The sequence below is a fragment of the Actinomyces israelii genome, assembly GCF_030253495.1.
In the GTDB taxonomy this organism is placed as follows: domain Bacteria; phylum Actinomycetota; class Actinomycetes; order Actinomycetales; family Actinomycetaceae; genus Actinomyces; species Actinomyces israelii.
This window is the reverse complement of the sequence record NZ_CP124548.1, coordinates 1151447-1177634: the sequence shown is the minus strand read 5'-3', so window position 1 is coordinate 1177634 and position 26188 is coordinate 1151447. Positions and strand designations below refer to the sequence as shown.

Here is a 26188-nt window from a genome sequence, read left to right as displayed (position 1 = left end):
ACCATGCGCTGCCTCATTCTGGTGGGGGCCGAGCTGCGGCAGGTGCGCTCCGCCCTCCCCTACACGCTGCTGACGATCCTGAGCCCGGTCATGTTCATGGCGCTCTTCATGCTCATGGTGCGCGGGGACATCACCCTGCCCCTGACCGTCCACCCGGGCCCCGACCGGAGCGAGTTCGCGCAGGTTCTGGCCACCAACCGCGCCCCGGGCAACCCGCCCTACCTCCAGGTCGAGCCCGGCACCGCGGACCCGCCCCGGGGCGAGAGCACCGACCTCGTGGTCATCGCCGCCGAGCCCTCCGCCCGGGACGGGCGGACGTCCGGCACGATCGTCCACTATGTCAACGACGTGAACACCAACATGACGAAGAACTTCCGCAACCGGCTCACCGGCGCGGTGTACACCTGGTCCTCCGCGCACCTGGAGGGCGGCGACGTCGGCGTGGAGGAGCATCCGACCTATCCCCGGGACATCCCCTGGTCGACCACATTCGGCCTGTCGGCACTCGGCTTCGGGGCGCTGTTCTCCGGCCTGCTGTTCGGCCTGCTGTCCATGACCCGGGAGTGGGAGCGCGGAACGATCCTCTGGCTGCGCCTGGCCCCGACCCGCCCCGGCCTCGTGATCGCGGCCAAGCTGAGCGCCTGTCTTGTCCAGTGCTCGGTCGCGGGCGTCGTCCTGGTGGGGGTCCTCCAGCTGCTCACCGGCCTGTCCCCGGCCCGCCCCCTGCCCCTGGCGGGAGGGCTCGCCCTCGGATACCTGGCCTCCTCCGCCTTCGGCCTCATGGTCGGCTTCGCCAGCCGCAACACCCTCACCTCCTTCCTGACCTCCCTGGTCACCGCCCTGGTGTGCTGGGTCGGCGGAGGCGGGCTGGGGCCGATGTTCGTCTTCGGCCCGGCCGCCGTCACGCTCTCACGGTTCAACCCCGCCACGCACCTCATTGATCTCGCGCGCTGGTCCTACCTGGGAGGGCGCCTGCGCCCGCAGGCGGCCCTCACCGCCCTGGCGGTCACCGCCGTCGTCGGAGTGCTCGGCGCCACCGGGCTGTACCTGGCGCGCCTGCGCCGTCCGGGAGCCTCCTCATGAGCGCCCTGCCCCGCTTCACCGCCGAGCTGCGCAAGCTCGTGCTCCTGCTGCGCGCCGACCCCCGTGCAGTCGCCGCGGGCGTCATCGCCCCGACGGCGATCCTGCTGGTCTTCTGGATCACCTTCGGCAATATGTCCTCACTCGGGATCGCCGTGGTCAACCACGACGCCGGCCGGCTGGGCGCGCGCCTGGAGCACCACATCCTGGCGCAGACCTCGCCCGCGGGCGGCCGGCCGTACTTCACCAGCCGGACCGGCGACGAGCAGGAGGCCCTCGAGCTGTATGAGCGCGGCCAGATCGCCGGCGTCGTCGTGATCGGCGAGGACTTCACCCGGCGCGTCGAGGACCGCGGCTCCCTCGCCGTGGAGTTCCACGTCAACAACTACTCCGCGGACATGGCCAAGAACCTGCGCCTCTACCTCCAGGAGGGCATTGTCTCCTTCTACGACGCCGAGTACCCCGGCTACGACCTCCAGGTGGACGAGGAGTACACCGTGGACTCGCAGGTGGACTGGTTCGAGCTCATCGCCGCCGGCATCTTCATGCTCGCCTTCCTCATCGGGTCGATGTTCAGCCTCCTGTACCTCCTGTTCGCGGAGAAGACCCTGGGGACGGCGGCCGAGTACGCCCTCAGCCCCGCCGGTCCCTGGCCGTTCTGGTGCGCCCGCCTGCTCTTCTCACTGCTCCTGGGAGCCCTGACGGCCGCCTTCAACGGGGTTCTCATCCGGGTGGTCTGCGGCCTGAACGTCACCGCGTTCCTGCTTCCGGCCCTCGTGCCGCTGGTGCTCATCACAGGGATCTGGATGGCCGTGGCGACCATCCTCGCCCTCAGCGTCAGACAGTTCGCGGGCGCCGCCGTCGGCGCCATGGTCGCCGCTGTGCTCTGCTGGTTCCTCGGCGGCGGGACCTCACCCGCCCGCTACCTCGCAGGCCCCGAACGGGTCCTGGCCGAGGCCATCCCCAACACCTGGGCGCTCGGCCTCATCCGGTCCAGAGCCTTCGGCTACCCCGTTGACGACGCCGGCGCCTCCTACCGCCTGCTCGTAGTCGTATGCGCCATACTGCTGGCCACTGCCACACTCATGTACCACCGGCGGTTCGCCCGCCGACGACCAGGAGGCCGCGGATGACGACCGGCGCCGAGGGGCCCCGCCCGCGCGGCCGGCGCCCGGGGAGCCCCGAGACCCGCGAGCACATCCTCGCCGTCGCATGGGAGGTGTTCCTGCGCGACGGCTTCTCCGCCGTCTCCCTGCGCGCGGTGGCGCGCGCCGCCGAATGCGACCCCGCTCTCATCCACTACTACTTCAGCTCCAAGGAACAGCTCTTCTTCGAGGCCATGCACGTGCCGATCAACGCCGACCGGGTCATCGACTACGTCACCTCGCCGGGCCTGCCCGGAATGGGGCGAAGGCTGTTCGCATTCCTGACCGCCGTCTACGAGTCCCCCTACGGCGACCGCCTCGTCTCCACCCTCACCGGCGACGCGCGGACCCGCACCCTGCTGACCCGTGTCATCGGCGAGCGCATCAGGCAGGTCGCCGAGGAGCTCCTGCCCGCGGGGCGCGCCCGACGCGGGCGGGCGATGGCTCAGGCCGAGACGATCATCGCCGGGTACATCACCGCCCGCTGTCTCCTGCGGAGCGAGCACACCGCCGCCCTGTCGCGCGACGAGGCCGTCGTCGTCTACGGCGATCTCCTCCAGGACGCCATCGACCAGGCGGCTCCCCCGCGCGCGGCGGCCGCACGACCCGCCGGGCAGACGCCCTCGTCTCCCGCGCTCTGATGGGCAATAGGGTACGTCAGCCACGACATCCCCACCCGCACACCGCCGCGCCGGCCTCATGGACGCCTCCCGCGCCGCCCGGGACTCCACGGTCGAGCTGCGCAACGCGAACCTCGACCCGCTGCGGGAGCGCGGCTACCTGCGCGGCGCTCCGGCCCCGGACTGCGCCGCGATCATCCACGCCCCCTCACCCCGGGCGGCCTGACCCCGCTGACCGACGCCGCAGCGCTCCTCCTGCGGGCGCTGCCCGGCGTCGGCACCCGGGTCCCGCAGGACGTGGCCGTGTGCGGATTCAACGACATCCCGTGGGCCTGGCTGCTCAGCCCGTCCCCGACCACCGTGGCCCAGCCCGCCCGCGAGCCCGGCGGGCTGGCCGTGGAGGAGGCCTCCGACCTCCCGCGCGAGGTGGGCGACATCATCCTGCCGGTTCGGCTGGTCGTCCAGGAGCCGACCGCCCGGGCCCCGGAGCGCTGAGACCGCCCGGCCCCTGGACGGGCGGGGCGCCTCAGACGTCCTGCGGCTTCCAGCTGGGCGGGAGCACCGGGGTCACCTCGCGCAGAAGGCTCACCGTGGCCTCCACGCCCTCGACGGCGTCGAAGAGGACGTCCTCGTGCTCGATGGCCAGCACGCCGTCGTAGCCGCCGGCCCGCAGGTCGGCCAGGAGCTGCCCCCAGAACTGACGGCCTCCGGGCCGCCCCAGGCCGAGGGTGACGTAGTTCCAGGCGCGGGTGGCCGCGCGCTCGGGCGGCTGGGTGTCCAGGAGCCCGTTGACGGCGCTGATCGCCTCGTTGACGCGGGCGTCCTTGGCGTGGACGTTGTAGACGGCGCCGGCGAGGGCCGCGGCCATGGCCCGCGGGTCGGCGTCCATCCACATGGGGTGGGAGGGGTCGAGGTTGGCGCCGACGACGTCGCCGACGGCCTCGCGCAGGCGCAGGAGGGTGGCGGTGTTGTAGACGAGCTGGTCGCCGTGCATCTCGACGGCGAAGCGCACGCCCCGCTCCTCGCCGTAGCGCGCCAGCAGCCGCCAGTACGGGATGGCGACCTCGTTCCACTGGTAGTCGAGGACCTCCTGGGTCTCCGGGGGCTAGGACGTCGTCACCCAGTTGGGGGTGCGGTCCCCGGGCGCGCCCGCGGGCAGGCCAGACATGAGGACGACCGTGCCGACACCCATGAGCTCGGCGAGGTCGACGGTGCGGTGCACCAGCTCGTCGATCCTGCCGCCGATGACCGGGTGCAGCTGGTTGCCGTTGATGTTGAGGGCGCTCACGCGCAGCCCGCGCTCGCGGATCGCGCCGAGGCAGCGGTCGCGCTCGCCCGCGTCGCCGAGCACAGCGGCCAGGTCGAGGTGGGGCGCGCTCGACCAGCCGCCGGTGGGCAGCTCGACGGCGGTGAGGCCGAGCCCGGCGGCGGTGTCGAGCATCCGCTCGAAGGGCAGGTGCGCGAAGGAGTCCGTGACGATGCCGATCTCCATGGCCCAGCGGTTCAGCGCCCCTTGGCCAGGACCTCGTCGAGCGCGGGCACGCTCACGCGGCAACCGCCGTCGTTCATGGAGCGCACGAGGGCCTCGGCGACGACGGTCGTGCGCAGGGCGTCCTCGGCCGTGGCGGCGTCCTCGGGCAGGCGCCCGTGGAGGGCCGCGTCCACCCAGGCCGAGAGCTCGGCCCGGTAGGCGGCGGCGAAGCGCGGGCGCCAGTCGGCGGGGTAGGCGCTGGTGCGGGCCAGGCCGGAGGAGACGACGAGCTCGTCGGCCTCGACGAGGGCGGGGACGCCGGGCAGCTCGACGCTGGCGCGCTCGCAGACGAGCTCGCAGCGCACGTCGTAGCCGTACCGGGCGTGGACCTGGAGCTCGACGGTGTGCAGGATGCCGGCGGAGTCGCGCAGCAGGAGCAGCTGGGGGTCGTGGCGCTCGGAGATGAGGCTCGAGGCGCGGCCGCAGGCCCACTGGACCTCGACGATGTCGTGCCCGGAGAGCCAGGGCAGGATGTCGATCTCGTGGACGGCGGAGTTGGTCACCGTCGCGCTGGAGTCCTGGCCGGGGTAGGCCTCGACGTTGCGGTGCACGGAGTGGGTCATCAGGAGGGCGCCGTCGGCCCCGGAGGCCAGGCGCGCCCGCATGGCCCGGTAGCCGGGGTCGAAGCGCCGCATGAAGCCGACGGTGAGCAGCGGACGCTCCAGCGCCCGGTGGGCGCGCACGACGTCGGCGGCCTCGAAGGCCGTGGGGGCCAGGGGCTTCTCGCACAGGACGGGCAGTCCCGCCTCGAGGCAGGCCCGGGCCAGCGGCGCGTGGAGCGGGTCGGGGACGGCGATAATGACCGCGTCGACCCGGCCGGAGGCAATCATCTCCTCCCCGCCGGGGTAGACGATTGCGCCTCCGACGTCCTGGGCGAGCGCGTTCGCGCGTGCGGCGTCCGCGTCGGCGATCGCCGTGAGCGCGGCGCCGCGCACTCCCCGGGCGAGGTTGCGGGCGTGGTCGGCGCCCATGACGCCGGTACCGATGATTCCGACTCTCAGGCCTGTCTCCATCATTCCTCCTCGAACGATGCGGGGCGTTCTCCCGCCAACACGGAGCGTAATCATTTACGTCCGCAGTGAGGAGCCCTCGCACACCGCGGCCCGCCGCGGGGGGGGGGACGGAGCGGCGGCGCGTCGGGTTCGCCGTCGGGCCGTCGGAACGGGGGCGGGTGTGCGGCGGGATCGCGTCCAAGCGAGCCGGCCGCCCGCGCTCATACGGGTTCGCCGTCCTCCGCGGGCCCCAGAAGGCGACGCAGCGCGTAGCGGTCGAAGAGAGCCATGGGGCGCCTGGTGCTCTGAACCGATCTCGACGCGGAGCTCGACCGATCCCGCCGGAGGGGGCCGCACGACCAGTCGGATCGAGTGGCCGCACGGCCCCCTCCGGCGCCTTCCGCCGCACCTACTCCTCGGAGTCGGCCAGCGAGGTTCCCGACGGCGTCGTCTTGGAGATGACCATGAGGAACTCGGCGTTGGACTGGGTGTCCTTGAGCTTGCCGAGGACCAGCTCGAGGGCCTGCTGCTGCTCCAGGCCCGTGAACAGGCGGCGCAGGCGCCACATGATCTTGAGCTGGGCGGGGTCGATGAGCAGCTCCTCGCGACGGGTGGAGGAGGCGGCCACGTCCACGGCCGGGAAGATGCGCTTCTCCGCCAGCTGGCGGGACAGGCGCAGCTCCATGTTGCCGGTGCCCTTGAACTCCTCGAAGATCACCTCGTCCATCTTCGAACCGGTCTCCACCAGTGCCGTGGCCAGGATCGTCAGGCTCCCGCCGTTCTCGATATTGCGGGCCGCCCCGAAGAAGCGCTTGGGCGGGTAGAGGGCGGAGGCGTCCACACCGCCGGACAGGATACGGCCGCTGGCCGGAGCGGCCAGGTTGTAGGCCCGGCCGAGCCTGGTGATGGAGTCCAGCAGCACGACGACGTCCTGGCCGAGCTCCACCAGGCGCTTGGCGCGCTCAATGGCGAGCTCGGCGACGGTGGTGTGGTCGGAGGCGGGGCGGTCGAAGGTGGAGGCGATGACCTCGCCCTTGACCGTGCGCTGCATGTCGGTGACCTCCTCGGGGCGCTCATCGACGAGCACGACCATGAGGTGGGCCTCGGGGTTGTTGACGCTGATCGCGTTGGCGATCTGCTGGAGGACGATCGTCTTGCCCGCCTTGGGCGGGGAGACGATGAGCCCGCGCTGCCCCTTGCCGATGGGGGCGACCAGGTCGATGACGCGCGGCGTCATGGCCTTGGGCGTGGTCTCCAGCCGCAGCTGCTCCTGGGGGTAGAGAGGAGTGAGCTTGGTGAACTCGGGGCGGCGCTTGGCCCGCTCGGGGTCCATCCCGTTAACGGTCTCGACGCTCACCAGCGGGTTGTACTTGACACGGCCCGCACGGTTCTGCCGGCGGTTGCTGCGGCTCTGGCCGCCGGGGTGGGCGGTCTCCCCGCCCTCGCGGACCCAGCCCGTGATGGCGTCGCCCGGACGCAGACCGTTGTCCTTGATCTGGTGGGCGGAGACGTAGACGTCCTTGGGGCCGGACAGGTAGCCGGAGGTGCGCAGGTAGGCGTGCTGGTGGTCCGAGACGTCGAGGATGCCGGCGACGGGCAGGAGCACCTCGTCCTCGCGCGGCTGCTGGCCGCGCCCCTGGCCGCCCTCGCCCTGAGAGCCGTCGCGGTCACGATCGCGGTCACGGCGCTTGCGACCGCGACGACGGCGCCCGCCGCGGCCCTCCTCGTCCCAGTCGGTCTCATTGCCCCGCCCGCCGCCGTCGCGGCGCTTGCGCTCACTGGGCTCGATGGCGGGAGTGCCGGTGGCGTCGGCGAGGTCGCGCATGAGCGCCGCCTTCGCATCGAGATGGCCCTCCGGGGAGTCGGAGTGCTCGCGATCGGCCCGCTCCGGGGCGCCCGCAGCGGCCTGGGCCCGACGGCGCCCGCGTCGCGAAGCCTCCGAGGCGCCCTGCTCGTTGCCGCGCTGAGCATCGCGCCCGCGCACCGGCCCACGGCCACGGTTCTCGCCCGCGGCGCCGTCGTCGTCCTCCTCCAGGCGGATCGGCAGCTCGAGGGCGGGGGGCCCGGTCCTCGGGGTGCTCGTCGCCGCAGTCGCACGACGACGCGGACGGGACTGCGCCTGGCCGGGCTCGGCCCGCTCGGCGCCGGACGGCTGGGTACCGGCCGGCTGTGTCTCGGATGAGTCGGCCGTCTCGGCGGACTCGGCGGACTCGGCCTTGCCGTCCCGCTTGGCGGCGGTCTCGGTCACGGGCGCATTCGTCGCCGCCGTCGCCCTGTCTCCAGAGGCGGCGCCGCTCCGAGGAGCGCGGGCGGGGGTCGCGGCGGAGCCGCCGGAGGCTCCGCCGCGAATAGCGGCGACAAGCTCGCTCTTACGCATACGGGAGATGCCCTTAAGGCCCATCGAGGACGCGAGCTGCTGAAGCTCGGCCAGGCGCATTGTCGAAAGCGAGGGCTGGGCGCTGGAGGTCTCGGTCACGAGTATCCTAACGGTGTGATTGCGCTCCACGAAGGGAAACGTTCAACTGGGGGACTCCCCCCGGAACCATTCACGGGGTGGGCCATGCACTGCCGGGCTGTGGTGGGGCTGGGCCCCACGTCCGGGTCTCATGAAATCTGCGGTGCGGTGCAATCCGCAGGGCAGATGCGAAAAGTGTAGCAGCCCGCGACCGTGAACGCATACGCACAGCGCCTGCCGTCCGTATAGCGCACGCCACGTTCCTGTGCGCCTGTTCACCCGCACCCCTCCCTGTGCGGGTCATACGGCGCGGGAGGCCTCCCCTGCCGAGGCCTTGCCGCCTCCGGACCGCCGCAACGGCGCCCCTTGGCCGGGGCTTCCCGAGACTTCAGGAGATGGCCCGGTAGAACTCCGCGCCGCGCGCGAGGACGCGGGTCCTCAGGTCGCCGTCCCAGTCCACCTCCATGCCGTGCCCGCGCAATACGGGGACGACGACGCGCCGCATGAGGTCGAGGGTCTGCTCCTCGTAGTAGGCGTCCTTCTCGGTCCCGCTCATGGCGTCGAACTCCTCGCGCGTCTTGTAGTGGCGCCAGAACATCCCGTAGGACAGGTAGGTCTCCCCCGTCTCGACGAGACGCTCGGCGTCCTGCATGTGGAAGAAGACGAAGCCGGCCCACTGCGGGCCGTCGGCCACCTCCTGGATCTCGTCGAAGCCGCAGTTGTTGCAGCAGGAGAAGGCCTGCTCGGCGACGATCTCGCGCTCGCGCAGAGCGGCGAAGGCGCTGTCGAGGTTGGTCACGACCTCCCCGAAGGACTCCTGCTGCCTGCGGCGGGCGGCGAGCAGGTACCGGACGGCGGTGCGAACGCCGTCCTCACTGACCGGCGCCTCCTCCGAGAACTGGTCAGTGATATCAAAAACCAGGGTCGCCTCATCGGCGTTGCCCAGAACAACCTGGTTCCAGATCGCCGCGCGGACTTCTTCCTCGATTGAAGGAGGAATAATGTCGGCGGACAGGCGCAGCCCCTGAGGCTGACTATTGAAATCACGGAAATCTCTCGTCGAGCTCATGCCCTCCATCGTAGAGCCCCTCCCTGACTCCGCCCATGGGGACCGCTCACCAAGCGCTCACCATCGTCCTGAGACGCGTCCAGAAGCTTCTCGGGCGATCCTGCGGGCGCCCGTCAGGGCCCGTCAATGCGGATTGGATGAAATGCTGGGGGAAGCGCCCGCTGAAGAGCTCTCCGGGGATGAGGAGAGCCGAGATCCTGCCATAGGCCTCGCGGAACCAAGTCGCCTGCTCGGGCGCGCCCTCAGGGGCCCGGTAGTAGACCGCGGAGCTGAGAACGCCTCCGGGATGGTTGTTGGCACCGGGGTCGAAGACCACCGCGTACATCGTCTGGAGCATGCTCTCAACGGCGCCGGACGGGCCAGCGGGGTCGGGCAGATTGTACAGCAGATTGTTCCGGTTGGGGATGGCGAGGACGACGCCTTGAGGGCCTGACCGATATGGGTGGCGACAAGCGCGGCCATATTAGCCGTACGGCCGCGCGCTACGGCCGCCCAGTACCTCCAGTACCCATGAGGACGCTCCTCTCCGGTGCGGGCACCGCGTACCCGTCTGCATCATGATCACGTCGCGTTCTCAAGCACGGCAGGAGGCATCTCTACCAGGTGCCGTCCTCTTCTCTCAACGTGCACGGACCCCATTGACCTGCTGCTGCTTCACGCGTACGGGCGACCTGGCCGTCGCGGGGGCCGGTTCAGCGGGTCAGGACCGCGCCGCGGGTGTCGATGCCGGGCCGCAGAACCATCCAGCCGTGCCGCTCCAGGGTGAAGCGGGTCTGCTGCGAGACATTCGCCAGCACCAGCACCGTGGGTCCGGCGCCGGAGATGACCGCGGGATAGCCCTGGGCGCGCAGGGAGTCCATCACCGCCGTCGACGCGGGCAGCACGCCCCGGCGGTAGTCCTGGTGAAGGCGGTCCTCGGTGCCGGCCATGAGCAGGTCGGGGCGGCCCGCCAGCGCGAGCATGAGCACGGCGGCCCGCGAGGTGTTGAACAGGGCGTCGGCCCGCGGCACACGGTCGGGCAGGACCTCGCGCGCCTCCTCGGTGCTCAGGCGCGTCGCGGACGGCGGCACGAGAAGGCTCACCGACAGGGAGCCGTCCACCGGCATGGGGGCGGCCCGGGGCGTGCCGTCGGCCTCCACCCAGGCCACGGTCGCCCCGCCGAAGACGGCCGGCGCGACGTTGTCCGGATGCCCCTCGAAGTCGGTGGCGATGCGGAACACCTTGCCGTCGGACAGGGCCCGGGGCTCGGAGAGCAGGCCGCGGGCGAGCATGAGACCGGCCACGGCCGCGGAGGCGGACGAGCCCATGCCCCCGCCGTGCGGAATGCGGTTGACGCAGCGCATCTCGAATCCGGCCTGCGGCGCACCGACGGCGTCAAGACCGGCGCGCAGGGCGCGCACGACGAGGTTGTCGTCGTCGGTGGGGACGATCCCCTCCCCCACGCCCTCGACGCGCACGTGGGTGGCGCCCGCGACCGGGCGGACCTCGACCTCGTCGTAGTAGCGGAAGGCCATGCCGAAGGAGTCGAAGCCGGGCCCCATGTTGGCGGTGGTGGCGGGCACCCGGACGGCAGCCCGCTCATTGGCCAGGCGCATGGTCACTGCCCCTCGACGCGCCGGACGGAGACGACCTCGAGCACGCGGTCCTCCTCGCGCAGCGAGCTGACGGCCGCATCAAGGTGGAAGACGCCGGCGGGGTGGGTGACGATGGTGACAATGGCGTCGCGCCCGCCGACATAGGTGCTCTGGCGCACCGAGTCGATGGACACGTCGTTGTCGGCGAAGACGCCGGCGACGATCGCCAGGGAGCCGGGCTTGTCGTCCACGCGCAGCTGGACCTGGTAGCGGGTGATCGCGGAGCCGGGGCCGAGGATCGGCAGGTCGGCGTAGCTCGACTCGCGGGGGGCCTGGCCGCCGTTGACACGGTGAGACGCCGCCGCGACGACGTCGGACAGGACGGCGGAGGCCGTCGGGGCGCCACCCGCGCCCTGCCCGTAGAACATGAGGCGGCCGGCGGCCTCGGCGTCGATGAGGACGGCGTTGAAGGCCCCGTGCACGGAGGCCAGCGGGTTGTCGGCCGGCACGAGCGAGGGGTGGACCCGCACGGACACGCCGCGGGCGTGCGCGTCGTCGCGGTACTGGGCGATGGCCAGGAGCTTGATCTCGCAGCCGGAGGCGTGGGCCTCGCGTATGTCGTCGGCGGTGACGGAGCGGATGCCCTCGACCTGGACGTCGGACAGGCCGACGCGGGTGTGGAAGGACAGGGAGGCGAGAATGGCGGCCTTGGCGGCGGCGTCCAGGCCGTCGACGTCGGCGGTGGGGTCGGCCTCGGCGTAGCCGAGGGCCTGGGCGGTGGCCAGGGCCTCCTCGAAGGAGAGGCCCTTGGTGCTCATCTCGTCCAGGATGTAGTTGGTGGTGCCGTTGACGATGCCGAGCACGCTGGTGACCCGGTCGCCGGCCATGGACTCGCGCAGGGCGTAGACGACGGGGATGGCGCCGGCGACGGCGGCCTCGTAGTAGAAGTCGGTGCCGGCGGCCGCCGCGGCGTCGTAGAGCTCGGGCCCGTGGGCGGCGATGAGGGCCTTGTTGCCGGTGATGACGCTGGCGCCGGACTTCAGGGCCGCCAGGATGAGGGTGCGGGCAGGCTCGATGCCGCCGATGAGCTCGATGACGATGTCGTTGCCGGTGGCGACGGCGGTGGCGTCGTCCGTCAGAAGGGCGCGGGGGACGGCCGGGTCCCGGGGGGCGTCGAGGTCGCGCACGGCGATGCCGGTGATCTCCATGCGGGCGCCGCTGCGCGCGGCGAAGTCGTCGGCCTGCTCCAGCAGGAGCCGGACTACCTGGGTGCCGACGGTGCCGGAGCCGAGGACGCCGACCCGCAGCGCGGGTGCGGCGCCGGGGAGGGGGGAGGCCGGCTGGGGCTGCTCAGTCACGGGGACCACCTTGCTTGAGAGGGACTCGCCGGAGGGCGACTGCGTCGCGCCCCAGCATAAGTGGCAACGCCCGCGCGTCCGCACTCATCCGGCACGACCCTCAGCGAGACCGGCCTTGACCTTACCTGAGAAGCGGTCTTACCTTGGGTGAGTCTCACTTAAGCTCCACTCCCACATCCGTCATCCACGTGCTGAGCAGACGTCATGACAGATGTCTCTCACCCGCCCATCTCTCACCCGCCCAGGAGCACACCATGAACGCGTCCGGGACCCCTCCCGCTCCGAGCCCCGACCCGGTCGGCGACCCCGACGAGCCCGTCATCCGGTCCTCGGCCCGCGGTGGTCTGCGCGACTCGGTCCTGGGCACCCGCAACCTCATGACCGTCGCCGCTCTCGGCGTGGTGGGGTCGATCCTCGTCGTCCCGCTGACCTACCTGTCCGTCGTCGTGGCGGTCAACCCACGCGGCATCCTCATTATGTGCGCCCTCATGGGCGCATGGATCATCCCCTACCTCCTGCCCGGCGTCATTGTGAACAAGCCGGGAGCCTTCGTCATCGGCGGCCTGGTCATGGGCGTCATCTCCGCCTTCCTCACCCCGCAGGGCCCGACCGCGATCCTCGGCAACATCATCGGCTCGTGCTATGTGGGCGCACCAGTGGCCCTGCTCCTCTACCGCAAATGGGCCTGGTGGGTCTACGCCATCTCCGGCGTCATCTTCGGCGGACTCAACGCCGCCGCCTACGGCTGGGGCTTCCAGATCGCTCTCACCGGCCACCAGACGGCCCTGGGCATTGTCCTCGCGATCGTCTCCTGCTGGGCGGGCGCGGGCGTCTGCCTGCTGCTCAAGCGGGCCCTGGCGCGCACCGGCGTCGGCGTCGCCCGATGACGGCCCCCACCGCCGGGGCGGCCCAAGACGCCGGAGACGAGGACGCGTCCGCGCTCGCCCGCCTGGACCGGGCGAGCGTGCGCTACGCGGGCACCGAGGCCTGGATCCCCGCGGGCGTGACGCTCTCGCTCCCCGCCGGGACCACGACGCTCCTGCTCGGCCCCTCGGGCTGCGGCAAGTCCACCGTCACGCTCACCCTCAACGGGCTCGTGCCGCACTCGGTGCCCTCCGACTACCGCGGCAGCGTCCTCGTGGCGGGCCAGGAGGTGGCCGACGCCGACATCTCCCACCTGGCCCGCAATGTCGCCATGGTCATGCAGGACCCCGACTCCCAGATCGTCACCACCCGGGTCCTGGACGAGGTCTGCTACACCCTGGAGAACCTGCTGGTCCCCGCCGGACGGATCGAGCCGCGGGCCCTGGCGGCGCTCAAGACGGTCGGCATGGCCCGCTACGCGGACGCGAGCCCCTGGGACCTCTCCGGGGGGCAGCGTCAGCGGGTGGTCCTGGCCGCGGCCCTCGCCGTCGAGCCGGCGCTGCTCGTGCTCGACGAGCCGACCGCCAACCTCGACCCGTCCGGCTCGGCCGACTTCTACGCGCTCCTGCCCGCCCTGAAGGAGCGGGGCACGGCGGTCCTCGTCGTCGAGCACGACCTGGACGAGCTCATCGGCGCCGTCGACCGGGTCATCGCCCTGGACGCCGACGGCCAGACCATTGCGACCGGCCCGCCGGCGGAGGTCTTCAGCGTCCGCGGCGAGGCTCTCGCCGCGGCCGGCATCCGCCTGCCCACGGCCGTGCGCCTGCACCATCTCCTGGCCGGCCACGGGCTCACCGCCGCGAGCGCCGGCCACGAGAGCGCCTTCCCGCTCACGCTCGACGACGCCGCCCAGGAGCTCGCTGCGGCCCCGTCCGCCCTCTGCGCGGGCCCGGCCCGCCCCACGCCCGCCGAGGACCCCGCGCCGCGGGGCGGTGCCGACGGCACCGCCCGCGACGAGGAGCCCGTCCTGGTGGCCCGCGACCTCTCGGTGCCCCGCGGGCGGGGACGGCGCCGCCACGAGGTGCTCCACGGCGTGCACCTGGCCCTGAGGCGCGGCGAGGTCCTCGCCGTCGTCGGGATCAACGGCTCGGGCAAGTCCACGCTCCTGCGGGCGCTCGCGGGCCTGGAGGCGTGGACCACCGGAGAGGTGACCATCGCCGGGAGGCCGCGTCGGCCCGGTCGCCCCGGGAGGGCGGTGACCCTCGTCATGCAGAACCCGGAGCACCAGTTCCTCGAGCCGACCGTGCGCGACGAGCTGGCCCACGGCATGCGCCTGGAAGGCGCCGAGGAGGCCCGGGTGGATCAGGCGGTCGATGAGATGCTCGCCCGCTTCGACCTGGTCGACCGCGCGAACGCGAACCCCTTCCTGCTCTCCGGGGGCCAGCAGCGGCGCCTGTCCGTGGCCTCGGTGCTCGGCGAGCACCGCGAGGTCGTCTGCCTGGACGAGCCGACCTTCGGCCAGGACCGCCGGGGCGCCGAAGCGCTCATGGGCCGCCTCCGCGACGTCGCCGCCCAGGGGGCGGGCCTGGTCATCACCACCCACGACATGGAGCTCGCCGCCGACCACGCCGACCGCGTCCTCATCCTGGCCGGGGGAACGGTCCTGAGCGAGGGCCCGGCCCGCGAGGTCCTCGCCGACGCCCCGCTGCTGGCCCGCGCCGGCCTGCGCCCGCCGCCGCTGGCCCGCCTGACCCGCGCCGCCGCGGACCTGGGGGCGGCGACGCCCACCCGCGTCTCCTGGAAGGAGCTGGCATGAGCGATCCGGCCCCTGTCCCCCCGGCCGCGGTCGGGAGCGCCCCGGCCGTCGAGGATGCTGCGCACGCCGCCCCGGCCTCAGAGGGCACGACGTCGGCCGGCCTCCGCTCGCCCGAGGGGGCCGGTCCGGGGCTCGGCGGCCTGCTCGCCTTGGACCCGCTGTCCCCCTTCGCCGCCATCGTGCCGATCATCGTCGTGGTCGCGATCCAGACCACTCCGGTCCCGGCGCTGTGGGCGCTCGGGACCGCCACCGTCCTCCTGATCCTGACCGACCTGCGGCGCGGCCCTCTCCTGGCTGCGGCGGTCCTCGCGCTCGCCGCGGTCATCGCCGTGCTCCTGGCCGTCTCCGCCCCCATTGAGCGCGTCGGCGCCTCCCCGGTCGTCATCGACGCCTTCGGCGCGAGCCTCCAGCTCAACCAGGTCGTCGCCGGAGCGCGCCTGGGCGGCAAGCTCGGCACGGCCCTGTCGCTGTTCCTCCTCACCGGCCTCCTCGCCAGCCCCCAGGACCTGCTGCGGGCGATGGTGATCCACCTGCATGTGCCCTACCGCATCGGCTACGCGGGCATGGCGGCCCTCGGCTTCCGGGAGCGCTTCGCCGCCGAGTACCGGGTCATCCAGGAGGCGCACGCCCTGCGCGGCACTCGGGCGCGGCTGCCGCTCCTGAGGCCCCTGGCGCGGCGGTGGTCGGCGGTGCCCGCCCTCATGGCCGGGGCCGTGCGTCACGCCGAGCGTGTGTCCATGTCGATGGACGCGCGCGGGTTCGGCGCCCACCGCACCCGGAGCGAGCGCTCGGCCCCCCGCTGGCGGTGGCGCGACACCGTCCTCGTCCTGGTCTGCTGGGCCCTGGCGGCCGCCATCGCCGTGCGCTTCAGCGGCGACGGGCTCGTCATCCACGACATCTGATGCTCCATCACCTCCACGGAATCGCTGTAAGGTGAGACTCGCTTGACCCCCATAGACCATGGCGCTCCTCCTTCTTACGGAGTTCGCAATGACCGCAGAAGCACAGACCGATACTGTTGAACCGTCGCCCACCGCCACTACGACCAACGCCGGGCACACCACCGGGCAGGCGCCCCCGGCGTCCGAGATCGCCCTCAAACAGCTCCTCGGCCCGGTTCGGCCCTCGATCGTTCTCGCCTTCTGCTGCGGGATGGCCGGGGCGGCCCTCGGCCTCCTGCCGGCGATCGGCGTCACCGCCCTGGCTCAGCAGGCTCTCGCCGCCACGCTGACCGCCCGGACGGCATGGGCCTGGGTCGCCGCCATCTCCGTCGGGCTCATGGGCGGGCACATGATCTACCTGTGGGGGACCGGCTACGCCCACCGGGTCGAGCTGCGCTTCCGCACCGACCTGCGCCGCCGGATCGCCGTGGTGCTGGCGCGCCTGCCGCTGGGATGGCACACGGAGGAGTCCTCCGGGCGCGTGCGCTCGACCATCACCGAGGACACCGCCAAGGTCCACGCCCTCATCGCCCACTTCGGCTCCGACCTGGGAATGGCGATCGGAGCGCCCCTGTTCGGCCTGGTGTACCTGCTGACCCGCTCCTGGGTCTTCACCCTGGTCCTCCTGGTGTGGCTGGCGGCCGCCGTCGCCGTCGCCGGGGCGCTGGCCGCCCGCACCATGAAGCAGCTGACCGAGGAGTTCAACGAGTCGGAGAAGCAGCTGGCGTCCGCCGCCGTGGAGATGGCGGACGGCATCGCCGCCGTCAAGGCCTTCGGACTGAGCGGGACGCTGTTCGGCCGGTTCTCCGACGCGCTGGGCCGCTACACGAGGGCCTCGTATAAGTGGATGCGCGGGCCGGGCCGCCCCATGGCGGTGCTCAGCGCCCTCATGGGCCCCGCCTTCATGCTCCTGCCCATTATCGCGACCGGCTGGGTCATGGTCGGGCGCGGCCTGATGGAGCCCGTCGGGGTGCTGCCCTTCCTCCTGGTCGGGGTCGGCCTGCCCTCGGGCATGATGAACCTGGCCTCCATGGGCAACAGCCTCATCGAGGCGCGGGACGCCGCGCAGCGCATCGGGGAGCTGCTCGCCGAGCCCGCGCTGCCCGAGCCCCAGGCCCCCGTCCCGGTGGGCCACGACGAGCGCGGCGGCGTGGACGTCGCCCTGGACCGCGTCTCCTTCCGCTACCGCCAGGACGGCCCGCTCGTCCTGGACGACGTCTCGCTGGGGCTGCGGCCCGGGACGGTCACCGCCGTTGTCGGCCCCTCGGGCTCGGGCAAGTCCACCCTGGTGCGGCTCGTCGCCCGCTTCTGGGACGTGACCGGCGGGAGCGTGCGCGTGGGCGGGACCGACGTGCGCGACGCCTCCAGCCAGGACCTGCTCTCCCGGATGGCGATCGTCCTGCAGGAGGGCGGGGTCCTCGCGGACACGGCCCGCGAGAACATCCGCCTGGCCCGACCGGATGCCACCGGCGAGGAGGTGGAGGCCGCCGCCCGGGCCGCCCGCATCCACCAGCGGATCACGGCCCTGCCCCGCGGCTACGACACCGTCCTGGGCTCCGAGGGGGCGCACCTGTCGGGCGGCGAGCGCCAGCGCATCGCCCTGGCCCGCGCCTTCCTCGCAGGCGCTCCGATCCTTCTGCTCGACGAGGCCACCGCCCAGGCGGACCCGCACTCCGAGCGCGAGATCCAGGAAGCCCTTGCCGCCCTCGCCCGCGGCCGCACCGTCCTGGTCATCGCCCACCGCCTGGCCACGGTCGTCGACGCCGACTCCATTGTCGTGCTCGACAGCGGGCGCGTCGTCCAGAGGGGCACGCACACCGAGCTGCTCGCCGCCGGCGGGCTCTACCGCACCCTGTGGGAGGCGCAGCAGTGATCACCCGACTCGACCGCTACCTGGGCGGGCACTCGCACCTGAAGGGACTCATTGTCGCCCACGCCGTCGCCGGCGTCCTGCAGGGCGCCGCCCTGGGCCTGCTCGTCCCCTTCCTGCGGACCTTCCTGTCCGGCGGCCCCGGCGCGGGCGCCTGGCTGGCGGCGATTATGGCGACCGCCTGCGCCTCCGCCGTCATCAGCGCCGCCGCGACGGTGCGCTCCTACAGGATCGGCTCCGACGACGTGTGCGGCGGCCTCATCCGCGCCGTCGGGCAGAAGGTCCAGCACCTGCCGCTGGGCTGGTTCGACTCGGCCGCCACCGGCCGGGTCGCCGCGGCCACGTCCACCGACATCCACGCCCTGTCCCACCTGCCCTCGCTGGTGCTGCCGCAGATCGCCTCCATGAGCGGCTCGGCGACGGCGATCGCCGTGGTGTCCCTGTGGCAGGAGCCGCGCATGGGCCTGGCCATGATCATCACCCTGCCCGGGTGCGTGTGGGCGCTGCGGCGGCTCAAGCGCGCGGTCGTCGCGGAGTACCGCCAGCACGAGGTCTCCACCCGGCGCCTGGCCTCACGGGTCCTGGAGCTCGCCCGCCTCCAGCCGGTCCTGCGGGCGACCGGCGCCTGCCGCGACGGCTGGGAGCCCCTGGAGCGGGACCTGACGGAGGACCACGAGGCGGCGAGCCGGGCCATGAGCGCCGCCGCTCCCGCGGCCATCGGCTTCCACACCTTCGTGGAGGCGGGCATGGTCCTGGCCGTTGCGGTCGGGGCGTCGCTGCTGCTCGGCGCACAAGTGGACCCGGCGGTCTTCGTGGCCCTGTCACTCATGGCGGTGCGCTTCGCCGACCCGGTGGGCATGCTCGCCTTCTACGTATCCCCCGTGCACGAGGCGGACGCCGCCCTGGAGTCCATCGGCTCCATCCTGGACACGCCCGTCATGGACGAGCCCGAGGCCGGGGCGGCGGCGGTGCCGGGCGCCCCCTACGACGTCGTCCTGGACCACGTGTCCTTCGGGTACGTCCCGGGGCGGGAGGTCATCCACGACGTGTGCCTCACCCTCCCGGCGGGCAGCGTGACGGCGCTCGTGGGGCCGTCCGGGTCGGGCAAGTCGACGATCGCGCGGCTCGTGGCCCGGTTCTGGGACGCGAGCTCGGGAAGCGTGAGCGTGGGCGGGGTCGATGTGCGCGCCGCGCGCGTGGAGGCGCTCATGGAGCGGGTCTCCATGGTCTTCCAGGACGTCTACCTCTTCGACACCACGATCGAGGAGAACGTGCGCATCGGCCGTCCGGGGGCGAGCGCGGAGCAGGTCCGCGAGGCGGCCCGGCGGGCGGGCCTGGCCGAGGTGGTCGAGCGCCTGCCGCGCGGCTGGGACACGCCGGTGGGCGAGGGCGGCTCCGCCCTGTCCGGCGGCGAGCGCCAGCGCGTGGCCATTGCCCGCGCCTTCCTCAAGGACGCGCCCGTGCTGCTCCTGGACGAGGTGACCAGCGCGCTCGACGGGGCGAACGAGGCCGTGGTGACCCGGGCCATGGAGGAGCTGAGCCGGGGGCGCACGGTGCTCGTCATCGCGCACCGGCTGAGCACGATCCGCCGGGCCGACCGGATCGTCGTGCTGGTCGACGGTGCCGTGGAGGCGGTGGGCGCGCACAATGAGCTCTACGCGGCGGGCGGCACCTACCGGCGCTTCTGGGACGACCAGGAGGCCATCGACAGGTGGAGACTCGTGGGTGCGGAGATGAGCGCAGAGAACTGAGGGAGGCGAATCTTCGGTCGCCCTCGCGACGGTTATGGCTGATTATCAATGACAGTCGTTGTGAGGGCGCCCATCAAGTCCTCAATCGTCCGGGGCGCGCCTAAAAGGTCCGCAACCTCGCAGAATATTGTCAAAGATTCCTCCGAGCATTGCTCCCCCACCTCAGAGCCACCATGCCGCTCCGCCGCAAGCCCCACACTGTTTAGCGAAAGCCCCAGGTCGTGCAGCGACTCCGGCGTACCCAACGAATTCGCCAGCTTGCGGTCAGTTCTCAACGACTCCACCGCCGCCTCCGCAGTCGCATCCATAAGCACCGAAAACCTCTCCGGCCTGCATCACAGCGTCGGCAGCGCCAGCGCGGAAGCCTCGAGGAACTCCCCGTAAACCAGCCATCACAGAAGCAGGATTCGCCTCGATGGCGATCCCGCCATCGAGCAGACCGGCGATCTCCGCCCGCGTCAGCCCGAAAACAATACTGCGGGATCGGGGAACCACTAATCCTGGACTCGTCAAGAACTCCTCGCGCACCGACCGGGTCCGCCGGGAGCAGGGAACGGGGTCGCCCCACTTCCCGCAGCGCCGCGCCGGCCTCGGGAGTGCGCAGCTGTTCGGGAATCGTCAGTCGCCAGGCGGAACGATACCTCTCGCCTTCCATGAGCTCCGACTTCCACTCCATGTTCTCGACCGCTTGATGCGGCGAGCCAGAAGGTGGGCTCACAGCACGCACAACATGAGCGAAGGAGCGCGCGGGCCACAGACCGGCAGCCTCGCGAGCAGCCTGCCCGAGCAGAGGAATCGGACCGCAGAGAACCAGGCGCCCCTCTCGAATCGGCGAGACGAATGCGCACCTCATTGAGCGCATGAAGTACGTCTACGCGCTGCTCCTCTGCCCAGAGGGCGAACCAAAGGACTCCCGGTCCTGGCAGCTCGCGTCGTAACCAGTCGGCAGAGTCCTCATCCGCCTCACATGGTGTCCACCGCTCACGACTTCTGCGACACCACAGGGCGGTCCTCTCCCTAAGATCATCCGCCTGGTCGCGGGACCGCACAGCGAGGAACACGGCTGTGGGCTCAGCCCCGGCCCATTCCAGGTGGTGCCGCGGGTCCGACCACGCCTGATCTACGCTGACGGCCTCGTCGGGTTCCCGGAACGGCATGTCACGCCTCGTCCAAGAGCTTGTCCGGAAGAGGGCGGACGGTACCAGCCAACCCTCCCGTTGCGGCAGCACATGACATGCCCGAGAGCCTGGAGCGCCCACGCCTCGGCGGTCCCCTCGCACGGCACCCGCAGCTGTCCGGTCTGACGCACTGCTCGCAGGATCTCCCACTGCTCCTGCTCCTCCGTGAGCCCCGCAGCGGCGTACGAGCACTGCTGACGCTCCTCCTGATCGATGTCGGCCGTGCCCACCGGAAGCGCGCCGTCCTTGACCAGGAGCTGACCAGGAGCGCGCAGACCAGACGGAATAGCTCTTCTGAACAGACCGCCCGAGGCGCGAATCACCCGGTCGATCCGACTCCCGAGGAGCCTCTCGGGGTCACCGCCTGGGGCGCGACTGGCGGGCACCTGGCGCAGGAGGTCGATCCCCGCACGGCAGTCCCCGCCATCGCGCTCCTGTACCTTGACACTGAGAACGGGCCAGATCCGCCCCTCCCAGCCCGCAGGCTCGGCATAGACCGGAACCGTGTAGATCACGTGCATGTCGGGCAGGGCCGGCTCCGAGGCGTACCTCGAGAAGAGCGACTCAACAGAATCTCGGACCTCATCGAAGGTGGCGGCCCGTCCGCGACAGTGGTCTATGGAGTCCACAATGAAGACCGGCGTCTTCCCGGAGGGCATGGCGGCGTCCATCGCCTGGAAGAAGGCGCGCATCTCCTTCTTGAAGACCTTCCGGTCAGGCTCCAGGGCCCTGCGACCTGGGCGCGGAGGCCCTCGTCGTCGTGCAGCGTGGCCTTGAGATCGAGGGCGACCGGGCCCGCCGACACGGCCGTGCCGGCCTCCCCCTTGATATCAAGGCGATCGGGGAAGGACCTCATCCGCGCGACGATCTTCTGCTTCGGGACGTCGGCCTCCTCGCAGCCGCCGACGAAGCCGGCCGCGAGCGCAATGAGGAGGGAGCCGCCGCCCGGAGGAAGTTCTGTGTTGAGGTAGTCCTCGGTACCCAGATATACGGGGACGTAGGCGCCACGGTCGAGCTCGCGCCGCAGCCGGAGCAGCTCGGGTCGTCTTGCCCGCCCCGCCACAGCCCGAGAGCAGCCGCACCGAGCCTCCGAGGATGACCCCGATTCTACGCCGAGCCCTGAAAACGCTGAGAAAGCGCCTCAGCGGCGGTCGGCAGCCCGGGCGGACCCGCCGACCCCGGCGGGCCGCCGTCGGCGCGTCACCGCCGCCCAGGCCCGGCGGAAGACCCTGCCCAGATCCGCCGAGTAGGGCAGGACCAGGTCGCCGCTGCGGTGAACCGGCGGCGGAGGGACCTCGAGAGATGACACTGCTGCGCTCATGCCACACAGCGTAAGGAGCCTCACAGCTCCGGGGCAGAGTCTCGGGGAGGAATCCGCCCGACGGCATCTCGTCCTCCGGGATGAGAAAGACCCCCGGCGCTGCGGGTATAGGCGCCCCGCGATGCGGCCGGACCAGGGGAGCCCGGCCCTTGCGCCTCAGCCCTGGAGGGCCAGGAGGTCCTCGATGGTCTGAGGGCGCACCGCCCAGCGGGCGTCGCCGTCCTCGACGGCCACGACGCCGGGCTTGGTGAGCATGTTGTAGTTCGAGGCCATGGAGTAGCCGTAGGCGCCGGTGGCGGGCACCGCCAGCAGGTCGCCGCGGGAGACGTCGTCGGGCAGGTCCACGTCCCACACGACGACGTCGCCGGACTCGCAGTGCTTGCCGACCACGCGACAGCGCACCACCGGCGCCTGCGAGACGCGGTTGGCCACGGCGGCGGTGTACCTGGCCCCGTAGAGGGCCGGGCGGATGTTGTCGGCCATGCCGCCGTCGATGGAGACGTAGCGACGGCGAGCGCCGTCGGCGAGGAGGGCGTCCTTGACCACACCCACCCGGTAGAGGGTGAGGGTGGTGGGGCCCGCCACGGAGCGCCCCGGCTCCACGGAGACCCGCGGAACCTCGATGCCCAGGCGGTCGCAGGCCGAGCGCACGGTGCGGGCGATAGCGCGCGCCGCCTCAACGGGGGCGGTGGGGACCGGGTCGGCGCCCGAGTAGGCGATACCCACCCCGCCGCCCAGGTCGATCTCGGGCAGCAGCGCACCCGTCCGGGCCCCGACCTTCGCGGCGAGCCCGCAGATGATGCCGGCGGCCTCCTCGAAGGCGGCGGTCCCCTGGATCTGGCTGCCGATATGGCTGTGCAGGCCGCGCAGCTCCAGGTGCGGGCAGGCCGTGATGGCGTCCACGACCTCGTCGAGCTGGCCGTCGAAGGCGCCCACGCCGAACTTCTGGTCCTCGTGCCCGGTGGAGACGTACTCGTTGCCGCCGGCGTGCACGCCGGTCTTGACCCGGATCATGACGCGGGCGGTCGTGCCCAGGCGGGCGGCGACCGACTCGATCTGGGCGACCTCGTCCAGGGAGTCGATGAAGATCCGCTCAATGCCCCGGCCGTCCCCCGCGCGCAGGGCGGTCTCGATCTCGGCGTCGAGCTTGTTGTTGCCGTGCAGGCCCACCATCGACGGCGGGGCGCCGGCGCGCAGCGCCATGGTGAGCTCGCCCAGGGAGGCCGTGTCCACCCCCATGCCGGCCCCGGTGACGGTGCGCACGACGTCGGAGCACAGAAAGGCCTTGCCCGCATAGTAGGCGTCGCCGCCGCTCATGCCGTAGCCGTCCCAGAACTCCTCGGCCATGGCGGTGGCCCACACCCGGGCGCGCCCGCGCAGGTCGACGCGGTCCATGACGAAGACGGGGGTGGCGAAGTCCGCGGCGATGTCGGTCAGGGCCATCCCGCCGACCTCGAGGACCCCGTCGTCGCGGCGCCGCGCGGACCACGGCCACAGGTCGGGGCGCTCGGAGGGCTCGGGGCAGACCAGGGTGCCCGGAGCCGCCTCACCGGCGGGAACAGTCGCAGCGGTCATGATCCTCCTTCTGGTTCCGGCACGGGCGCCGCGCCGACCGATCTCGACGCGGAAGTGAACCGGTCTCACGAGATCGGTCCGAATCCGGCTCGAGACCGGTCGTAGCCCGCACCGAGATCGGTCGCACGACCGGGCGGGCGCGTTCGCGGGCCTCTCCTCTCACATGCGCTCCGGGGCGCTGACACCCAGGAGGTCCAGGCCGTTGGCGATGACCTGGCCGACGGCGTCGTTGAGCCACAGGCGAGCCACGTGACCGGAGTCAACGGCGTCGTCGCCCCGCGGGGTGACGCGGGTGGCCCCGTACCAGGTGTGGTAGGCGGCCGCGAGCTGCTCCAGGTAGCGGGCCACGCGGTGCTGCTCGCGCAGGGCTGCGGCCTGTGCCACGGTGGCCGGGAACTGGGCCAGGGCCCCCAGCAGGACGGCGTCGGCCGGGTCGTCCAGCGCCGTCGGGGAGAAGCCCGCCTGGCGGGACACGCCGTGCTCGGCGGCGTTGCGGGCCACGCTGCGAATGCGGGCGTGCGCGTACTGGACGTAGTAGACGGGGTTGTCCGCGGAGGAGGAGGCCAGCAGGTCCAGGTCGATGTCGATCGTGGAGTCCATGGAGGAGCGCGCCAGGGCGTAGCGGGCCGCGTCCACGCCGACGGCGTCGACCAGGTCCTCCAGGGTGACGATGGTGCCGGCGCGCTTGGACATGCGCACCGGGGCTCCGTCCTTCACCAGGTTGACGAACTGGCCGATAATGATCTGCATGTTGACGCCCGGGGTGTCCCCGAAGGCGGCGCACATGGCCATCATGCGGCCGACGTAGCCGTGGTGGTCCGCGCCGAACAGGAAGATCTCGCAGTCGGCGCCGCGGGAGCGCTTGTCCAGGTAGTAGGCGACGTCGGCGGCGAAGTAGGCGGCGTTGCCGTCGGACTTGATCAGGACGCGGTCCTTGTCGTCCCCGAAGTCGGTGGTGCGCAGCCAGGTGGCGCCATCGGCCTCGAAGATGACCCCGCGCCCGCGCAGGATGTCGATGGCCCGCCCCACAGCACCGGAGCTGTGCAGGGACTCCTCGTGGAAGAAGACGTCGAAGTCGGAGCGGAAGGCGTGCAGCTCGTCCTTGATAGCGGCGAACATGAGCTCCACGCCGCGGGCCCGGAAGACCTCGGTGGCGGCGGCGTCCTCGAGGGTCGCCGGGGCGGGGCGCCCCGCGGCGAGCTCGTCGTCGGTCACCCTCTGGGCGATCTCGACGATGTAGGCGCCCCCGTAGCCGTTCTCGGGGGTGTCCTCGCCGCGGGCCGCGGCGAGCAGGGACTCGGCGAAGTGGTCGATCTGGGTGCCGTGGTCGTTGAAGTAGTACTCGCGGGTGACGGTGGCCCCGCAGGCGACCAGGATACGGGCCAGGGAGTCGCCGACGGCGGCCCAGCGGGCTCCGCCCAGGTGCACCGGCCCGGTGGGGTTGGCCGAGACGTACTCGAGGTTGACGTGCTGGCCGGTCAGGGTCTCATTGCGGCCGTACCTCTCCCCGGCCTCGACGATGGTGCGGGCCAGCTCTCCGGCGGACGCGGCGCTCACGCGGAAGTTGAGGAATCCCGGCCCGGCGATCTCCACGGAGTCGACGCCGTCGAGCTCGGCGAGGCGGGGCACGAGGAGCTCGGCGAGCGCGCGCGGGTTCGTGCCGGCCTTCTTGGCCAGCTGCATGGCGACATTGGTGGACCAGTCGCCGTGGTTGCGGTTGCGGGGTCGCTCGACCCGGGGAAGCGGCACATCCTCGACCGGCAGGGCGAGAGAGCCGTCGGTCGCGGCAGTGGACAGAACGGTGCGGATCGCTTCAGCGAGCTCTTCGGGGGTCACGGGCACAGAGTAGCGGAGCGGCGAGGGTCGGCAATTCCTGCGTGACGTCGGAACTCGCAGCTCAGCAAGTGCAGTGAGCAAAAGCATACGCGAGTCAACGAGGCCGGATGCGCACGCCTCACCCGCGCCGTCACCACCGCGCCGGGTCACGCTCACGCTCGCCAGCGGTGTCGAAACTCGCTTCCCTCGATCTTCGACCCGGTTTCGACCTGCGGGCCCGGTGCTGGTAGAGTCCCGCACCGGGCCCCGATAGCTCAGTGGATAGAGCGTCTGCCTCCGGAGCAGAAGGCCGCAGGTTCGAATCCTGTTCGGGGCACCGGCCCGTCAGTGGCGGCATTTTTTCATCGGGATGCCGTCGCTGACGTCTCCCGGGCGCAGGCCTCGGCACCGTCGGTCACCTTGTCCGCGACCTCTCCGGCGCACCGCTGCTCGGCCGCGCGGAGGCCTACGGGCTCCCGGCGGACGAGCAGGCGGCCATCGTGCCGCGCAGGCGGACCCGCTGCCGCCGCGAGAGCCTTATGACGGGCCTCGCAGCCGCTCAGCGGCCGCCCTACCATGACGCCCACGGATCTGGGGTATGTCCTGTACAAGATGAAGGACCTGGGCGCGGCGGTCGATGACTTCCGCAACAGGGGCTTCGCCGTCGAGTACGGCCGGCGGAGGAACCCGATCAACGCACTCGCCTACTTCAGCGAGGGCCCCTATCTTGAACTTCTCGCCAGGACCGGCACCCCCAAGGCACTCAAGAAGCTGACCGCGCTCGTCGGGGGGGCGCCACTGGCGGGCTCTCAGCCGGCTTGCCAGCTGGGACGAGTGCGCCGAGGGCCTGTGCGGGCTGTGCCTGGAGGGCGACGACGCCCAGTTCCGCTATGCCGTCCGCTCCCTGGACGACGACGGCCTGGAGCTCGGCCCGCACCGCACGGACACCGCCGGCCGTACGCTGCGCTACCGGGTCTTCTTCCCCGCCGACCCGGACCTTCCCTTTTTTCATGACGCACTTCTCCATCGACCCGCGCCCGACGGACTTCACCCACCCGGGCGGGGCGCGCCGCATCACCTCGGTGCGCCTGCCGGTGCCGCAGGACAAGCACCGGCTCGTCCGAGGCCTGTACGAGGATAAGGCCCTTGTCCTGGCGCCGCCCGGCACGGAGATGCGCGCGGTCTTCGACGACGGCACTGTCCTGGGGGGCTGAGCCCGGACCGGTCTTCACC

23 protein-coding genes and 1 tRNA gene are annotated in these 26188 nt (G+C 71.9%); 12 read left to right on the top strand and 12 right to left on the bottom strand.

Translation table 11 applies throughout. The annotated features are described in order from the left end of the window. The first annotated feature begins 3 nt into the window (after positions 1–3). From AIF0345_RS04850 to AIF0345_RS04830, 5 genes are read left to right on the top strand one after another with little or no spacing between them, the layout of a single operon-like run. Positions 4–1083: an ABC transporter permease gene (locus AIF0345_RS04850; protein WP_285297471.1), complete on the top strand. Its 1080-nt coding sequence runs from the start codon at positions 4–6 to the stop codon at positions 1081–1083. Next, the gene (locus AIF0345_RS04845) at positions 1080–2213 is read left to right on the top strand and encodes an ABC transporter permease (protein ID WP_285297470.1); all 1134 of its coding nucleotides are present in this window, start codon (positions 1080–1082) and stop codon (positions 2211–2213) included. Before AIF0345_RS04850 ends, AIF0345_RS04845 begins: the two co-directional genes overlap by 4 nt. Further along, the gene (locus AIF0345_RS04840) at positions 2210–2866 is read left to right on the top strand and encodes a TetR/AcrR family transcriptional regulator (protein WP_285297469.1); all 657 of its coding nucleotides are present in this window, start codon (positions 2210–2212) and stop codon (positions 2864–2866) included. The genes AIF0345_RS04845 and AIF0345_RS04840 overlap by 4 nt, the downstream gene beginning before the upstream one ends. A 58-nt stretch (positions 2867–2924) precedes the next feature. Further along, complete coding sequence (locus tag AIF0345_RS04835) at positions 2925–3071, top strand: hypothetical protein (RefSeq protein WP_268916561.1); 147 nt, start codon at positions 2925–2927, stop codon at positions 3069–3071. Continuing rightward, on the top strand, positions 3029–3340 hold the full coding sequence (locus AIF0345_RS04830) for a substrate-binding domain-containing protein (protein WP_285297891.1): 312 nt from the start codon (positions 3029–3031) through the stop codon (positions 3338–3340). The genes AIF0345_RS04835 and AIF0345_RS04830 overlap by 43 nt, the downstream gene beginning before the upstream one ends. A gap of 31 nt (positions 3341–3371) precedes the next feature. On the opposite strand, the gene AIF0345_RS04825 is transcribed toward AIF0345_RS04830, so the two are convergent. The 8 genes from AIF0345_RS04825 to AIF0345_RS04790 form a co-directional block, all read right to left on the bottom strand. Further along, a complete protein-coding gene (locus tag AIF0345_RS04825) occupies positions 3372–3902 on the bottom strand; it encodes a sugar phosphate isomerase/epimerase family protein (protein WP_353962068.1) in 531 nt (176 codons plus the stop codon). A gap of 48 nt (positions 3903–3950) precedes the next feature. Next, a complete protein-coding gene (locus AIF0345_RS04820; RefSeq protein ID WP_285297468.1) occupies positions 3951–4337 on the bottom strand; it encodes a sugar phosphate isomerase/epimerase family protein in 387 nt (128 codons plus the stop codon). Between the two features lie 11 nt (positions 4338–4348). Then, positions 4349–5392, bottom strand: coding sequence for a Gfo/Idh/MocA family protein (locus tag AIF0345_RS04815; RefSeq protein ID WP_285297466.1), 1044 nt, complete (start codon positions 5390–5392; stop codon positions 4349–4351). Between the two features lie 385 nt (positions 5393–5777). Continuing rightward, a complete protein-coding gene (rho, locus tag AIF0345_RS04810) occupies positions 5778–7844 on the bottom strand; it encodes a transcription termination factor Rho (RefSeq protein WP_285297464.1) in 2067 nt (688 codons plus the stop codon). Between the two features lie 367 nt (positions 7845–8211). Beyond that, positions 8212–8892: a DUF6891 domain-containing protein gene (locus tag AIF0345_RS04805; RefSeq protein WP_285297462.1), complete on the bottom strand. Its 681-nt coding sequence runs from the start codon at positions 8890–8892 to the stop codon at positions 8212–8214. Between the two features lie 46 nt (positions 8893–8938). Further along, positions 8939–9229 (bottom strand): hypothetical protein, encoded by a 291-nt coding sequence (locus tag AIF0345_RS04800; RefSeq protein WP_268916557.1) that lies wholly within the window; start codon positions 9227–9229, stop codon positions 8939–8941. Between the two features lie 355 nt (positions 9230–9584). Beyond that, on the bottom strand, positions 9585–10487 hold the full coding sequence (gene thrB / locus AIF0345_RS04795; protein ID WP_268916556.1) for a homoserine kinase: 903 nt from the start codon (positions 10485–10487) through the stop codon (positions 9585–9587). 2 nt (positions 10488–10489) lie between these two features. After that, entirely contained in the window at positions 10490–11824 is a 1335-nt protein-coding gene (locus AIF0345_RS04790; RefSeq protein WP_043561219.1) for a homoserine dehydrogenase, read from the bottom strand. Positions 11825–12078: 254 nt separating this feature from the next. Between AIF0345_RS04790 and AIF0345_RS04785 the strand changes: the two genes are divergently transcribed. From AIF0345_RS04785 to AIF0345_RS04765, 5 genes are all read left to right on the top strand, one after another. Then, a complete protein-coding gene (locus AIF0345_RS04785; protein WP_285297457.1) occupies positions 12079–12711 on the top strand; it encodes an ECF transporter S component in 633 nt (210 codons plus the stop codon). Continuing rightward, positions 12708–14504 carry an ABC transporter ATP-binding protein gene (locus AIF0345_RS04780; protein WP_285297455.1) on the top strand — a complete coding sequence of 599 codons (1797 nt, stop codon included), beginning with the start codon at positions 12708–12710 and terminating at the stop codon, positions 14502–14504. The genes AIF0345_RS04785 and AIF0345_RS04780 overlap by 4 nt, the downstream gene beginning before the upstream one ends. After that, positions 14501–15406 (top strand): energy-coupling factor transporter transmembrane component T, encoded by a 906-nt coding sequence (locus AIF0345_RS04775; protein ID WP_268916553.1) that lies wholly within the window; start codon positions 14501–14503, stop codon positions 15404–15406. Before AIF0345_RS04780 ends, AIF0345_RS04775 begins: the two co-directional genes overlap by 4 nt. A gap of 88 nt (positions 15407–15494) precedes the next feature. Next, the gene (locus AIF0345_RS04770) at positions 15495–17318 is read left to right on the top strand and encodes an ABC transporter ATP-binding protein (RefSeq protein WP_285297453.1); all 1824 of its coding nucleotides are present in this window, start codon (positions 15495–15497) and stop codon (positions 17316–17318) included. Continuing rightward, complete coding sequence (locus tag AIF0345_RS04765) at positions 17315–19066, top strand: ABC transporter ATP-binding protein (RefSeq protein WP_285297451.1); 1752 nt, start codon at positions 17315–17317, stop codon at positions 19064–19066. The genes AIF0345_RS04770 and AIF0345_RS04765 overlap by 4 nt, the downstream gene beginning before the upstream one ends. A gap of 1120 nt (positions 19067–20186) precedes the next feature. Here the strand turns inward: AIF0345_RS04765 and AIF0345_RS04760 are convergent. The 4 genes from AIF0345_RS04760 to argS all read right to left on the bottom strand — a co-directional run bounded on the left by AIF0345_RS04760 (position 20187) and on the right by argS (position 24976). Continuing rightward, positions 20187–20936, bottom strand: coding sequence for a hypothetical protein (locus tag AIF0345_RS04760; protein ID WP_285297449.1), 750 nt, complete (start codon positions 20934–20936; stop codon positions 20187–20189). Positions 20937–21385: 449 nt separating this feature from the next. Beyond that, positions 21386–21565 (bottom strand): hypothetical protein, encoded by a 180-nt coding sequence (locus AIF0345_RS04755; RefSeq protein WP_156966625.1) that lies wholly within the window; start codon positions 21563–21565, stop codon positions 21386–21388. Positions 21566–21721: 156 nt separating this feature from the next. Beyond that, a complete protein-coding gene (lysA, locus tag AIF0345_RS04750; RefSeq protein WP_285297447.1) occupies positions 21722–23140 on the bottom strand; it encodes a diaminopimelate decarboxylase in 1419 nt (472 codons plus the stop codon). A 159-nt stretch (positions 23141–23299) separates the two neighbouring features. Further along, positions 23300–24976 (bottom strand): arginine--tRNA ligase, encoded by a 1677-nt coding sequence (argS, locus tag AIF0345_RS04745; protein ID WP_169740327.1) that lies wholly within the window; start codon positions 24974–24976, stop codon positions 23300–23302. Between the two features lie 243 nt (positions 24977–25219). Here argS and AIF0345_RS04740 point away from each other — a divergent pair. Beyond that, positions 25220–25292: transfer RNA gene (locus AIF0345_RS04740), tRNA-Arg, on the top strand. 673 nt (positions 25293–25965) lie between these two features. Then, complete coding sequence (locus tag AIF0345_RS04730) at positions 25966–26169, top strand: hypothetical protein (protein ID WP_285297444.1); 204 nt, start codon at positions 25966–25968, stop codon at positions 26167–26169. Positions 26170–26188: the final 19 nt, after the last annotated feature.

Coding starts and splice junctions, on each gene's coding strand:
- AIF0345_RS04760 (WP_285297449.1), bottom strand. CDS start 20,936: ATGCGCGCCTTCTTCCAGGCGATGGACGCCGCCATGCCCTCCGGGAAG.
- AIF0345_RS04770 (WP_285297453.1), top strand. CDS start 15,495: ATGACCGCAGAAGCACAGACCGATACTGTTGAACCGTCGCCCACCGCC.
- AIF0345_RS04755 (WP_156966625.1), bottom strand. CDS start 21,565: ATGAGCGCAGCAGTGTCATCTCTCGAGGTCCCTCCGCCGCCGGTTCAC.
- lysA (WP_285297447.1), bottom strand. CDS start 23,140: ATGACCGCTGCGACTGTTCCCGCCGGTGAGGCGGCTCCGGGCACCCTG.
- AIF0345_RS04780 (WP_285297455.1), top strand. CDS start 12,708: ATGACGGCCCCCACCGCCGGGGCGGCCCAAGACGCCGGAGACGAGGAC.
- AIF0345_RS04730 (WP_285297444.1), top strand. CDS start 25,966: ATGACGCACTTCTCCATCGACCCGCGCCCGACGGACTTCACCCACCCG.
- AIF0345_RS04800 (WP_268916557.1), bottom strand. CDS start 9,229: ATGCTCCAGACGATGTACGCGGTGGTCTTCGACCCCGGTGCCAACAAC.
- AIF0345_RS04845 (WP_285297470.1), top strand. CDS start 1,080: ATGAGCGCCCTGCCCCGCTTCACCGCCGAGCTGCGCAAGCTCGTGCTC.
- AIF0345_RS04805 (WP_285297462.1), bottom strand. CDS start 8,892: ATGAGCTCGACGAGAGATTTCCGTGATTTCAATAGTCAGCCTCAGGGG.
- AIF0345_RS04835 (WP_268916561.1), top strand. CDS start 2,925: ATGGACGCCTCCCGCGCCGCCCGGGACTCCACGGTCGAGCTGCGCAAC.
- AIF0345_RS04775 (WP_268916553.1), top strand. CDS start 14,501: ATGAGCGATCCGGCCCCTGTCCCCCCGGCCGCGGTCGGGAGCGCCCCG.
- AIF0345_RS04815 (WP_285297466.1), bottom strand. CDS start 5,392: ATGATGGAGACAGGCCTGAGAGTCGGAATCATCGGTACCGGCGTCATG.
- AIF0345_RS04785 (WP_285297457.1), top strand. CDS start 12,079: ATGAACGCGTCCGGGACCCCTCCCGCTCCGAGCCCCGACCCGGTCGGC.
- AIF0345_RS04850 (WP_285297471.1), top strand. CDS start 4: ATGCGCTGCCTCATTCTGGTGGGGGCCGAGCTGCGGCAGGTGCGCTCC.
- AIF0345_RS04820 (WP_285297468.1), bottom strand. CDS start 4,337: ATGGAGATCGGCATCGTCACGGACTCCTTCGCGCACCTGCCCTTCGAG.
- AIF0345_RS04840 (WP_285297469.1), top strand. CDS start 2,210: ATGACGACCGGCGCCGAGGGGCCCCGCCCGCGCGGCCGGCGCCCGGGG.
- thrB (WP_268916556.1), bottom strand. CDS start 10,487: ATGCGCCTGGCCAATGAGCGGGCTGCCGTCCGGGTGCCCGCCACCACC.